At 37.9% G+C, this 13723-nt stretch carries 8 protein-coding genes; 2 read left to right on the plus strand and 6 right to left on the minus strand.

The genetic code is table 11. The annotated features are described in order from the left end of the window. Positions 1-147 precede the first annotated feature (147 nt). The 6 genes from lpxA to K9N40_11165 all read right to left on the minus strand — a co-directional run bounded on the left by lpxA (position 148) and on the right by K9N40_11165 (position 7718). On the minus strand, positions 148-921 hold the full coding sequence (gene lpxA, locus K9N40_11140) for an acyl-ACP--UDP-N-acetylglucosamine O-acyltransferase (protein MCF7815019.1): 774 nt from the start codon (positions 919-921) through the stop codon (positions 148-150). Positions 922-930: 9 nt separating this feature from the next. Continuing rightward, a complete protein-coding gene (locus K9N40_11145) occupies positions 931-2322 on the minus strand; it encodes a bifunctional UDP-3-O-[3-hydroxymyristoyl] N-acetylglucosamine deacetylase/3-hydroxyacyl-ACP dehydratase (GenBank protein ID MCF7815020.1) in 1392 nt (463 codons plus the stop codon). After that, on the minus strand, positions 2319-3362 hold the full coding sequence (gene lpxD / locus K9N40_11150; GenBank protein ID MCF7815021.1) for a UDP-3-O-(3-hydroxymyristoyl)glucosamine N-acyltransferase: 1044 nt from the start codon (positions 3360-3362) through the stop codon (positions 2319-2321). Before lpxD ends, K9N40_11145 begins: the two co-directional genes overlap by 4 nt. Continuing rightward, positions 3359-3907 carry an OmpH family outer membrane protein gene (locus K9N40_11155; GenBank protein MCF7815022.1) on the minus strand — a complete coding sequence of 183 codons (549 nt, stop codon included), beginning with the start codon at positions 3905-3907 and terminating at the stop codon, positions 3359-3361. Before K9N40_11155 ends, lpxD begins: the two co-directional genes overlap by 4 nt. 98 nt (positions 3908-4005) lie before the next feature. Next, entirely contained in the window at positions 4006-4473 is a 468-nt protein-coding gene (locus tag K9N40_11160; protein ID MCF7815023.1) for a (2Fe-2S)-binding protein, read from the minus strand. Next, the gene (locus K9N40_11165) at positions 4473-7718 is read right to left on the minus strand and encodes a molybdopterin-dependent oxidoreductase (GenBank protein MCF7815024.1); all 3246 of its coding nucleotides are present in this window, start codon (positions 7716-7718) and stop codon (positions 4473-4475) included. The genes K9N40_11160 and K9N40_11165 overlap by 1 nt, the downstream gene beginning before the upstream one ends. A gap of 182 nt (positions 7719-7900) precedes the next feature. Here K9N40_11165 and K9N40_11170 point away from each other — a divergent pair, with 182 nt between their 5' ends. Then, positions 7901-11086 carry a hypothetical protein gene (locus K9N40_11170; GenBank protein MCF7815025.1) on the plus strand — a complete coding sequence of 1062 codons (3186 nt, stop codon included), beginning with the start codon at positions 7901-7903 and terminating at the stop codon, positions 11084-11086. 95 nt (positions 11087-11181) lie between these two features. After that, positions 11182-13590 (plus strand): hypothetical protein, encoded by a 2409-nt coding sequence (locus K9N40_11175; protein MCF7815026.1) that lies wholly within the window; start codon positions 11182-11184, stop codon positions 13588-13590. Positions 13591-13723 lie beyond the last annotated feature (133 nt).

Consider the following 13723-nt stretch of genomic DNA (forward strand, 5'->3'; position numbering starts at 1 on the left):
TCTCCCCTGTTTGAGGGGAGATGCCGAAGGCAGAGGGGTAAATAATGAAAATTCGATTTTCAGCTTGCTGAAATAAATTTAGCGAAATACACCTTGGCTCTGCCACGGTGATAGTCAAATTTAAGAATTTTCTTTATTCTTAAATATTTATCTGGTAATTCCCCGTTTGGAATTTTTTATAAAATCAAAGAACATCTGCTGATCTTTGTTCAAATTCGGATATTCTTTCATTTTCTCTTTGGCTTGAGTAACGTTCAAACCAGAAGTATAGAAGATTTTATAAATTTCTTTGATCGAGGAAATTATCTTACTGGAAAATCCTTTACGTTGCAATCCAATAGAATTCAATCCAACTATTTTGTAGGGATGTCCGCCACCACGAGTGAAAGGAGGAACATCTTTTGAAACTCCCGATTTACCTCCGACAAAAGCATACTTCCCAATTGTTATGAATTGACTTACAGCTGTCATTCCGCCAATAATTACAAAGTCTTGAATCGTTACATGTCCAGCCAGATTTACAGCATTTGCCATTATAATATTATTTCCCAGCAAACAATTATGAGCAACGTGAGAATATGCCATCAATAGGCAATTTGATCCGATCTTGGTAGGTTCGTTTAGAGTTGCGCTTCTATTTAAAGTGCAAAATTCCCTGAAAACATTATTATCACCGATGACAAGTTCTGTTGGTTCACCTTTGTATTTCAAATCCTGACAATCTGCTCCAACAGCAGCTCCATGGAAGAATTTGTTTCCACTGCCGATTTTTGTGTTTCCGGTTATCAGAACATTAGATTGAAGTGTGTTATTGTCTCCCATTACGACATCTTCATCAATAATGCAATAGGGACCGATATTACAATTATCTCCAATTACAGCTTTAGGATCAATTACTGCAGTGGGATGAATAATTTTCATGATTTGACCTTATTTTTTCATCACTTTTGCCAGGAAGTCTGCTTCGCAAACTTTTGTAGTTCCCACATAAGCATCACCATGCATTTTGGCAAGTGAACGTTTTAGAGAGATAACCGTGAGTTCCATTCGCAATGTATCGCCAGGTAAAACCGGTTTACGGAATTTTACATTATTTATAGAAGCAAAATAAGCAACGTATTTAGCAGGATCATCCAGAGCATTCAGCAGCATTATTCCACCTGTTTGAGCCATAGCTTCTATTTGCAGAACACCTGGCATTACAGGATGACCGGGAAAATGTCCCGGGAAAAATGGTTCATTGATGGTTACATTTTTCAAGCCGACAATTTTTTCACCAACATCAAATTCAATGATCTTATCTACTAAAAGGAAAGGATAACGATGTGGTAAAATTCTTTGAATAGCATTTATGTCAAAAACCACTTCTTCATTCTTTTTCTTTTGATACATCTTCTGGAAAACTTGCTTTTTGTGGATCTTACGAAGTTTTTTTACAAGTTCCACGTTGGTTTTATGACCAGATCGAGCAGCAAGAATATGACCTTTTATCGGAACTCCCAGAAGTGCGATATCTCCTAGCAGGTCTACAACCTTATGACGTACAAATTCATTGTAATAGCGCAGTGGTGTGTGATTCAATAGTCCATCAGAACCGACTTCTATTTTGCCTTCATAACCAAAAATGTTTTTCAATCGAGAAATTTCTTCTTCTGTTGTATCTGGATCGGCTACAACCAAGGCATTCTTGAGTGAACCACCTTTGATAAGTCCGGCTTCTTTAAGTTGTATTATTTCGTGTAGAAAACAGAACGTACGAGCCGAAGCAAAATCTTTTTCGAACACTTCCAGAGTGGGCAGCCAGGTATATTGCGTTCCCAATGCTTTCTGTTTGTAATCTACCATAAATGTAACTTTTAAGCTGTCGGAAGGAACGATTACGATATCAACGTTATCTTCGGGAGAAGAGAAAGAGATCGCTTCAGTAATTTCCATGTATTCTCTTTCAGCATCCTGCTCCTTTATTCCTGCTTTCTTCAATAATTCCAGAAATACAATAGAACTTCCATCTGCTACCGGAACTTCAGGGCCGTTCACTTCGATGCGGATATTGTCTATATTCAGACCTTTGATGGCAGCAAGAACATGTTCTATTGTAGCTACAGTGGCTTCTTTTATGCCAATCGTTGTTCCCCTGGAAATATCTATCACATGATCAATATCTGCTGGAATTTCCGGACTTCCTTCCAGGTCTGTTCGAACAAATATGATGCCGTAGTCTTTGTTGGCAGGTTTGAAAGTGATTGTTGAAGTTTCACCAGAATGCAGTCCAACTCCACGATAACTTACATCGTCTTTGATCGTACGTTTTCTTTCACTCATTTTTTGTCCTTTTTCTTCAGGTTCTTCTTGTAATATTTTACCAATTCGGGCAATTTCTTTTCGGAAGCCATGATCCTTTTTCGCAAGCCTGCATCTATTGCTGGAGTTCCAAAAACTTTTGTATTGGCAGGAATTGTGTGGCTAACGCCCGATTGCGCTCCAACCATCACGCCATCTTCTATCTTAAGATGACCGGCAACTCCTACTTGACCGGCAAGGTAAACCAGATCACCAATTTCGGTGCTGCCTGCCAATCCTACTTGAGCACAAAGAATGGAATTTTTACCAATTATACAGTTATGCCCAACTTGTACCAGGTTATCGATCTTTGTTCCTTTGCCAATTATCGTAGAACCAATAGCAGCTCTATCGATTGCAGAGTTTGCACCGATTTCCACTTCATCTTCTATTATCACATTTCCCACTTGGGGAACTTTGTTCTGAATTCCTTCATGAAGAAGGTAACCAAAACCATCAGCTCCGATAACAACTCCGCTATGAAGAATGACATTACTTTTGATTATACAATTATCATAAACAGTTACGTTGGGAAAGAAATGACATCCATTTCCGATTTCAGTGTTTTCTTTTATTACGCAGTTTGGTTCGATTATTGTATCATTTCCTATTGTTACATTTTCACCAATCACGCAATTTTCCAGGATTTGAACATTCTCTCCGATCTTTGCTGTGTTAGAAACTACAGCAGAATCTGCTATTTTCTTTTCTGGCGAGGGTTTATCCAGCTCCAACCAGGTGCGAACCAGCATCATAAAGTTGATGTATGGTTTTTCCACACAAATCAAATTCGAATCTGGTTTCAGGTTTTCATCAAAATCTGCTGGAACGAAAATGAGTCCGGCATCACAGCTTTTCAGATTATCCAGGAATTTGGGATTTTCGTAGAAGCAAACCGAAGCAGCGTTTGCTTTGGATAGTTCTGCTACATTATTCAGAACGTTGTTTTGCTGGATAATTGTTTTCCCTTGAATCCTGGAAGCGATCACTTCAGGATTCAAGGGAGTTTTGAAAATTCTCATTTATTCTGATTTGTTGTTTCTGTTTCTGTACCTTCCACAGTTTCCTGCATTTCGTCGATGACAAGATCGGTGATATCCATATTTGGTTTTGCATAAAGAAGGCTGCCGGCTGCAGCATCAAAGATCATGGTATAATTGTTTTCAACTGCAACTTTTTCGATAACAGTTTGCAGTTTCATCAGAATTGGTTCCAGAAGCTCATTTTGCTTCTGAACGAATTTACCATTTTCTCCAAAGATCTCTTCAACTTTAGCCTGGCGGGCTTGAGTCAGCTGGGTTATCTTATCTTCAGCTTCCTGCTTGCCACTTTCTGTCAGGATCATTTTCTTACTTTCATAATCTGCGTAAAGCTGGTCCAGCTCAGCATCCATATCATTAATTTCCTGTTCCCATTTTGTGCGTTCATTCATTAAGATGGTTTGAGCTTCCTGAGTTTCCGGACTGGTCATCATGATGCGGTCAGTGTCGATATAAGCAAATTTATCTTCCGCAAAAAGAGCAGCGCAGATCATTATGAGAAGTGCAATTCCAATTACTTTTTTCATACAACATCCTCCAAAATATTATTTATTAAATATAAAAATAACCTTTTCCTGAACAGTTACTTAACAGTCAATCAAAAAAAATAAGTAAAAAAACATTATTAATACTCATCACTTTTTTCAGCAGCTTTTTTGACGGATTTTATAATGGGGATGTAACCTGTACATCGGCAAAGATTTCCTTCCAAAGCTTCTTTAATTTCCTCTTCAGTTGGATGGGGATTCTTATCCAGAAGAGCTTTTGCACTCATCAACATTCCCGGCGTGCAGAACCCGCATTGGATAGCACCATTTTCCACAAATGATTGCTGCAGATTGTCTAGAATATCATCTTTTTCCAAGTTTTCCACAGTTTCGATTTTTGCACCATTAATCTGAGCTGCTAAAACGAGACAGGAATTCACGGCATCTCCATTCATTATTACAGTGCAGGCTCCGCATTCTCCTATTCCACAACCTTCCTTTGTTCCGGTCAAACCGAGATCGTCCCGCAAAATATCCAGAAGACGTTTTGCATCATCCACTTCCAATTTGTATTTTTTATCATTTACTTCAAAGTTTACTTTTATCATTTTGCATTCCTCTTTTCTCTGATTTCCAGCAGCAGATCTCTGGCAATATTAAGAAATACCGGTTTTTTGTATTCTGAAGACCAGCGCATTCCGATCTCTTTTTCGATCAAATCTGACAATGGTTTTAAGGCATTATCAATTGTTTCGTCATTCAACACTTTTCCTTTCAGAAATTCTTCAACTTCAGAAATCCTTTTTGGTTTGCTGAAAAGTGATCCGGTAACAAATCTGCAATCAGCCACTTTACCGTTTTGGAACGAGATCATTGCAGCACCGCTCAATCTGGTAATGTTCATGGCATTTCGCCTTCCCAACTGAAAATAGCTGACATAATATTTTTTATTCGGAAACGGTATAATTATCTCGGTTAGAATTTCATCCGGTTTTAGAACAGTTTGATAATTTCGTGTAATGAAATCTTGAGCTTTCACAACTCGTTTTTTGGTTTTAGATTGTAGAGAGAAGACGGCATTATAAACAAGAAGTGGAGGAAAGGAATCTGCGCAGGGAGCGGCATTTGCAAGGTTGCCGCCGATAGTTCCCCGATTTCGAATCTGCTTCGAGCCAATTTTTGAACAAGCTTCTATCAATAGCGGAAAATTAGTTTTGATGATATTACTTTCTAGAATTTCTGAAAATGTAGTGCCAGATTTTATTTTGATCTTTTCATTTTCCACTTCGATACCTTTCAGTTCTTTGAGGTCAAAAATATTCATCAGTTTATGATTTCCCGATTTCATACGCAATCCGATAACGACATCAGTTCCACCTGCCAGGATTTCATAATTATCGTTCTCTAGCAAACTGAGAGCTTCATATAGCGAGCTTGGCGTCACAGAACTTACATTCGCAATTCTGGGAGATTGCTTTTTGGTTTGATGAATATGGCAGGATTCGGCAATTGCCAGTTCACTTTGCCGCGCAGGCTTTTTCAGTTGTTTGTTCAGGAATACTTTTTCCAGTGTTAACGGAAGCTCGTAGGAGTGTTCTTTGTTGATGAAAAAATAGGCGTTATTGATAGCGGCCGACGTTAACTCCAAAGTAGGTTCTCCCAGGCTTTTTGCACCAAACGGACCGGCTGGATCTTCATTTTCTATCAGGATCAGATCGATATTTTTTATATCTTTAATTGTCGGGATCAGATATTCATCAAAATTGGCAGATTTTACTTCTCCATTTTGAATGTTGTAATCTTCTAAAACTGCATAACCAAATCCCTGTGTTACGCCACCTGTAACTTGTCCTTCCGCACCAATTCTATTGATAACTTTTCCCACATCATGAGCAGCAGTGATATTAAGAACTTCAATTTTCCCTGTGCTTGAATCCAATTTTATTTGTGCAACATGACAGCCGTAAACATAAGTAAAATAAGCATTTCCCTGTCCTGTTTCTTCATGCCAGCTTACGTTTGGAGATTTCCACCAGCCATAAGCTGAAAGATTTACTCCAGCCAGATACGCCTTTTCCACGGCTGTATTAAAATCTAAAAATATTTCAGGATCGTGTTTATTAATTATTTTTCCTTCCTGCCAGATTGTCTCATCAATATTTTCAGCTTTTAACTCTGTTTTCAAAACTTCAAATATTCTCTGTTTCAATTCTTCAGCAGCGATAATTGTGGCGTTTCCACCTGCGATTGTTCCGCGTGAAGCTACGGTTGGTCCGCCATCGGTTATCGTGGAAGTTTGAGGTTGAACAAATACAACGCGATCGGTATTAACTCCCAAAACTTCTGCTGCGATCTGGCAAAAAGTTGTGCGCATTCCCTGTCCATTTTCATTCAAACCGGTAAGAAGATAAACACTACCATCAGCTTGAACGGAAACAATAGCCGAAGTTGCATCTGTTCCTTCGGCACCCAGGGCACAACCTCTGAAACTACAGGAAAGTCCGATTCCATATTTAAAGCGGGAATTTTCAGAATTTAACTTCCTAAATTCAGCAATTTTATTTTGATAATCAGATTTTTTCGTCGCTGTTTTCATGACTTCCTGCAGCGAAACTTTGTGTTCTGCAAGTTTTTGTCCGCTGGCTGTAATACTGTTCTGTTTATAGCCATTTATTTTTCTAATTTCAAAAGGTGAGATATTGCAAATTGATGCGATTTCATCCATCAGAGATTCTTGAGCAAAAATGACCTGTGGAGAACCGAAACCACGAAAAGCTGCTGTGTAAGTGTTGTTTGTGTAAACTCCATAAATATCAGTTTCCACATTGTCAATTTCATACGGTCCTGTAGCCTGCACCACAGAACGCCAGGTAACGAAAAATGTTTGAGAAGAATATGCTCCGCAATCTGCAATGATATTTATCTTCATTGCTTTCAATTTTCCGTCTTTATCAAATCCTGCTTTATAATTCATGTAATAGGGATGACGTTTGTAACTTTCTTTGATGGAATCTTCCCGGCTGTAAGTCAGTTTGACTGGTCTGCCGGTTTTTTTTGCCAGGATGGCACAACGACAAGCCATATAATTTACCACATCGTCTTTTCCACCGAAAGATCCGCCGAGAGTAGAACCGATCACATTTACCTGATTCAGATCTACTCCCATGCACAGAGCTACAACTTTTCTGGTGGTAAATGGATTTTGAATGGAACCGTAAACTTTGTAGCCTTTGCACATTGGATCCGGCTCTACAGTTATCGATTCGGGCTCGATGTAGGCATGTTCATGAAAACCGGTGCGGTAGGTTCTTTCGATAATATGATCGGAATTTTCAAACCCGTTTTCTACCTTTCCTTTTCTTAGCGGATAATGCACCATAATATTGCTTTTATATTCGGGGTGGATAAGTCTCGCTTCTTTTTTGAAAGCTTCCCGGGGATCGAAAATTCCTTCCATCTGCTGATAATCTACCCGGATCTGATCGACAGCTTCCTGAGCAGCTTCTTTGGTTTCGGCAGCTACAGCAGCTATCACATCTCCGCTGTAAAAAACCTCATCATTCACCAGCGGATAGTGATCTGCTCGAATAGCTCCCAATCGTTTCTGACCAGGAATATCATCATAAGTAGCGATCGATTTGACCCCTTTAATTCTCTCAGCATTTTTCAGGTCGATATTCGTGATCTTTCCGCAGGGAATATCGGTGTAGCGGACTGCTGCGTAAAGCATTTTATTCAGCTTGATATCGTCGCCGTAAATAGCTTTTCCTGTAACTTTTTCGTACGCATCAACTCTTTTTACACGCTTTCCGATCAATTTAAAATCTTTTGCTTTATTATTAGATTTCATTTCTATCTCTTTTTCAGGTTGATTAACGATTTCTGATGTATCCACTTTCCAACTTAAGTTTAGATTGCAATATATTTTTTATGTGCGATTTGGTGTCAAATACAAAATGGCGGCAGATATTTATTTGACACATATATACTGACTTCGATATTGTCGTTTCAGTCCAAAAAATTGGAGGAATAATGAAGAAGTGGATCTTGCTTACAATGTTACTTACGCCGTTCTTTTTGATGGCGAAGGTAAACGTAATTAAGCAGAGTGAAAAAAGTATTTTTGTGCAGTTAACTTTCGAAAACTACAAATTGATAGAACATGAAAACTATACTCATGTCGATGTGGAAAACTGGGAATTCAATCAAAATGCGGGAGCACCGAGTTTACCACAGAAATTGTTGTCGATTATCATTCCGCCAGATGGTGATATCAAATTCAACGTTTTAAATATTGAAACGGAAGATGTTACTTTGAACAAACCGATATTGCCTGTTGCAAATATCGTGCGGGCAGAAGAAACCTCAGAATATTCCTACAACATAATATCCGAAAAATACAATGCTTATCCAACAGAATTCATTGTTCGAAATAACCGTTCCATTTACAGAAGGTTCGAGTACATTCCCATTCAGTTCAATCCGGTTTTATTCGATCTGAATACCAATATGGCAAAGATCTGTAAAAGTATAACCTTGGAAATAAGGATCGAAGGTGATACAAATTATCGAAATTTTATCGACGATGACTTGGATGAGCTTTATTCATCCTTTTTTGCGAATTATGAATCAGCCGGAAATTGGCGCAGCAATCGTTTGAATTATCATACTAAAATGCCTTTTCAGGCGTCAGATTTCTGGTACAAAATACAAGTAGATGAATTGGGAATGTATAAACTGGATTTCGATGTTTTATCGGAACTGCCCGATTTCTGCGATCCAAATTCTCTGCAGATGTTCACAATGTATAGAACTGGTGAACCTCAAAATTATCAATATGAAATTGCGGAATTATCACTTCTGATAAATGATGAAAATAATATAATTGATGAAAACGATGAAGTATATTTTGAAAATCAAGATCTGGAGAATAATAGATTTCATAATTATTCTCAGGAAAAATTCGTCTGGCTCACTTTTGGAGCACAAATTGAAAATACCGAGTTGATCGAAACAGATTTTCAAACTATGATAAATGTGAAAACTATCGAAGAAATGAAGAGAAAAACCCTCCCAAAAGAAAATAGACAAACAGAAATAAAAGGCGTTCTCATCTATCCCGAAGCAGGTGTTTTTGAATCTCATTGCGATGAACTGATCGCTCTTCATCCGGAATTTCCAGATTCTGCACTTATCAAAAAAAGCCAGGCAGAAATCTTTGCTGAATATACTTCCGGAACTGCCGATTCCTGGGCGATAAGATTCTATCTGGAAGATCTTTATAATGCTAATCCGGAATTACAATATTGTACGTTGATGGGCTCAGGAACTACAGAATGGGACAACACACACGAAAAGAATAAGATCATTGCTTTTGCCAATTCCAGCACAAGTTGGGCTGCGGATGATAACTTCTGCCTTTTCAATAACTTTCCAGCTCTGGCAATGGGAAGATTACCAGCTCAAAATGAAGCCGATATGAATTTTATCATCGATAGAATTACTACATACACAACCGATCCAACTCCTGGTTTTTGGAAAAATAAAGTTTTGATTCAACCTGATGATGAAAATAAAAGCGGGGGATACGAAGGTTTTGATCCTAACAGCGGTTTGAATCACACCAGCTTAACTCAGCAAACTGCTGAACTCTTGAATCCTGAAATTTATGTGGATAAAGTTATGGCAGTCGAATATGAATTCGATGAATTCCAAAATAAACCTGAAGCTCGAATGGCAATGGTGAACAGCGTGAATGAAGGTCGCTTGATCTGGTATTATATTGGTCATGGAAATGAAGATGTGCTGGGTGATGAAGATTATTTCCGAGGTTCACAGCACATGAACCTTTTGGATAATGAAGAACATTTACCACTTTTTATCGCTGCTTCCTGTGAAGTAGGAAAATTCAACTACAAAGCTTTTGACTGCCTGGCAGAAAAGCTTCTGCTTTACGAAGATGGCGGCTCGATAGCATCGATTGCAGCTACAAGTTCCTGCAGTGGTGGCAGCAATACATTGTTGATGAAACATTTTCTGCAGAACGAATTGAATGATTATCCAAGAAAAACTATTGGCGAATCTCTGCTGGAAGCAAAGGTCGAAAACCCCAGTATTTATGCCAATAGCAAGCAATATAACATTTTAGGCGATCCGATGATGATAATAACAGTTCCGCATATTTCCGGAACTATTTCGGGAATTAATAATCAGCTTCAGGCAAGGCAGCTGGTTCAGATAAATGGAGATTTTGGCAGCGGAAATAGTTTTACTAACAATGGTGAATTGCGAGTTTTCGAACCGGAAGAAGAAATAACTTATGTGAACAATAATTTCGTTGTTCAGGATACTCTGGTTTGGACGGTAACCTACACCAAAGAAGGCAATAATATCTACTTCGGAGAAAATGAAATTGAAAATGGTCAATTCAGTGGTGAATTCTTCGTGCCAGACGATGTTCAAGATGGGAATTCGGGAGTCGTTTACAATTACTATTTTGATGAATTATCGAAGCAGAACTTTGCCAGTGCACTGGCAGATATCGATTTCAGCAGCATTCCAATAAATGCCAGCAGTATATCAGCACCTACAGTAAATTTATTCATCGATTCCAAAACTTTTGCCAGTGGTGATTATGTTTCTACCGATCCTCTTATAATGGCGGAGATCCAGGATGAAAACGGAATAAACATAACCGGAGCTGCCGGTCATAAAATGCTGGTTCTGATCGATGATAGTATCGAACCAATCGATGTAACCGAAGGTTTTGCTTACAATGTGGGATCTGCCACTTCCGGAGAATTGAGCTGGCAATTATTTGGTCTGGAAGAAGGAATTCATAAGCTCACTTTGATCGTTTTCGATAACTTTAATAATCCCACTGTGGCAGAAACAAATTTCCGTTCCAAGAAATCCGGTAAAGTTGCCATCAAGCAAATGCTGCCCTATCCAAATCCCATGAAATCTGATGGTTATTTTACTTTCGTTATCACCGAAGAATCGGATGTAACGATTATGATATACACAATCACGGGTAAGAAGATCAAAACGATCAAAGCTCCGGCATTATCATCCGGCTACAATCAAATTTATTGGGATGGTAAAGACGGCGATGGCGATGAGATTGCCAATAACACTTACTTCTACAAAATTAAAGCTAAACAGCTTTCCAATAAAAAAGTAACCGAGGAAATCGGGAAACTGATAATTCTGAAATAATACATTATGCAGGCGGCTGTTTTAACCGCCTGCAATTTCCAATTTCTCCCCCTGTCAAGGGGGATGTCCGGCAATTGCCGGACAGGGGGTTTTAATTGAAATTTAAAATATTCTTCTTTTGTTCGATATGTTTGTTTAGTTCGTTGCTTTTCAGCGCCACCTGGCACATCAAACTCGACGGTACTGGAGACTTCACATCAATTCAGGAAGGTATCAATGTCTCAGTTAATGCTGACACAGTTCTCGTTTATCCTGGAACTTATTACGAAAACATCAATTTTTCCGGGAAAAATTTAACCATAGCTAGTTTAGAATTAATCACTGGCGATGATCAATACATCACTCACACAATAATTGACGGTCAACAACTTGACAGCGTTGTTAGACTTCATAGTAATGAAGATAATTGCGTATTAAGAGGTTTCACAATATCAAATGGGAAAGGTCACTTTAGTTTACCAAATCTTGGTGGAGGTATAGCCATATTTGGTGATTCTAATGATTTGATTGAATTAAACATTGTGAATTGTATAATTGAAAATAATTTTGGCAGTAACAGCGGTGGAATACAATGTGTTGAAGCTAATTTATTTCTATCTGGTACAATAATTAGAAATAATTACGCGATAGCAGTTGGCGGAGGGATCAATATCGTTGGCTACTCAACTGTTACCTTCGATCCTGTCAACAGATGTAGTATTTATGATAATATAGCTTGTACTGGAGCTGATATATATATTGCAGATTCATGTGTTCCTAATATTGATGTTTATCTTGATACTTTTACTGTCTCAGAACCTAGTAGGTATTTTGCTGGAAGTTATTTTGAAGAAATACAGATGTCATTCAGTATCCAAAATCACACATTAGAATTGGTTGATCAAGACCTATACGTTAGCCCTTATGGAGATGACAACAATTCTGGACTAACACCTGATGATCCTATGAAAACAATTTTACTAGCCGTGAGAAAGATGAGATCAGATCAATTTAATCCCAAGGTTGTTCATTTAGCACCAGGCATCTACTCACAATCTCTTAATAATCAACTGTATCCAATCGGAAGTAAATCATTTGTGAGTATTGATGGTGCAGGAAAAAATGAAACGATTTTAGATGGTGATGATCAGTTTTGTAAGTTTATGTTTTTAGGATGTCACATATCTGATTTTGATATTAGCAATATGACTTTTCAAAATGCTAATCATGATACAGGTGTTGTTTCATTTACAAAGATTTTCAACGTAAATTTTCGAAATATAGGTTTTAGAAATAATTATATTTATGATGTTGGTACAATGGTGGATTCAGGACAAAGTCATAACATTCAATACATAAATGTATCTTTTGAAAACAATGTTTCAGATAAATTTAATGCAGGGCTTTATGTTGCTGGTTCAGAAAATATCAAAATTTCTAATTGTTCATTTACTAATAATGAAATAGTTTCATCGATGGTAAATTCATCTGCTTTAAATTTAAGTTTTTATGGTTATGCAATTATAGAAAATTCGTTTTTTCAAGGAAATTATTCCGAAAATATTTCTCCCAATCAAAGCGGAGCTCGTACTGTGTCTGTTTATAGACATAACACATGGGACGGAGACATTTATATAACTAACTCTTTGTTTTGTGATAATTTTGCAAGTGGTAATACAGCCGACCAGGTACTTGTTACACGTAGCGAAGTTGGCTCTTCTACATTAATATCAAATTGTATATTTACTAATAATCAAAATTCATCTATTGGTAATTCAGCAACCTTTGTTCCTATGGGCAACATCTCGATTTCAAATTCTATATTCAATAACTCATCTACGAATGAAATTATTCTTGGTGATCGAACTCAGTGGGGTTATATTGACACACTATCTATACAATATTGTAATATTGATGGAGGTCAGAACGCAATTGTCAATCAGAATAATGCAAACATAGTTAATTGGCTTGAGGGGAACATCGACGAATATCCTCAGTTTCTACTTTCTGGCAATGATCCTTATCAACTTTCTGAATTTTCTCCTTGTATAGATGCAGGTACACCTGATACAACTGGTTTATTTCTTCCACCATTTGATCTTCTACATCATGAGCGTATTTGGGATGGAGATAATAACGGAGAAGCAATCATTGATATGGGCTGTTATGAATTTGGAGCAGATTCTGTGGGAGTTACCAATAACCAGTTACCAATGACCAGTTCACAAATGACCAATTACCCCAATCCTTTCAACCCAACCACAACGATCTATTTTGAAACCACTAATTTGCACGAATTACCACGAATTGAAATTTACAATCTAAAGGGACAGAAAGTAAAAACTCTGCCTGTCATCCTGAGTGATTCGAAGAATCGTATCGAAGGATCAGGCACAATAATGAGTTATTCCGTCGTTTGGAATGGAACAGACCAAAACAACAAACCCGTCTCCTCTGGTATTTACTTTGCTCTCCTAAAAGCTGGAAATGTAGAAGCAAGTACAAAAATGTTATTATTAAAATAGTATCAACTGACCATATGTGTTATTAACAGCCTGCTTTGCAAGCAGTTACGTTAATGGATTTTTTCAGGCATTGTCCAAGAACAGACTTACCGGCAAGGCTCCGGAGGTTTTCAGCCGGAGCCGCTACCTGTTC

It is taken from the genome of Candidatus Cloacimonadota bacterium (assembly GCA_021734245.1).
Taxonomy (GTDB): Bacteria; Cloacimonadota; Cloacimonadia; order Cloacimonadales; family TCS61; genus B137-G9.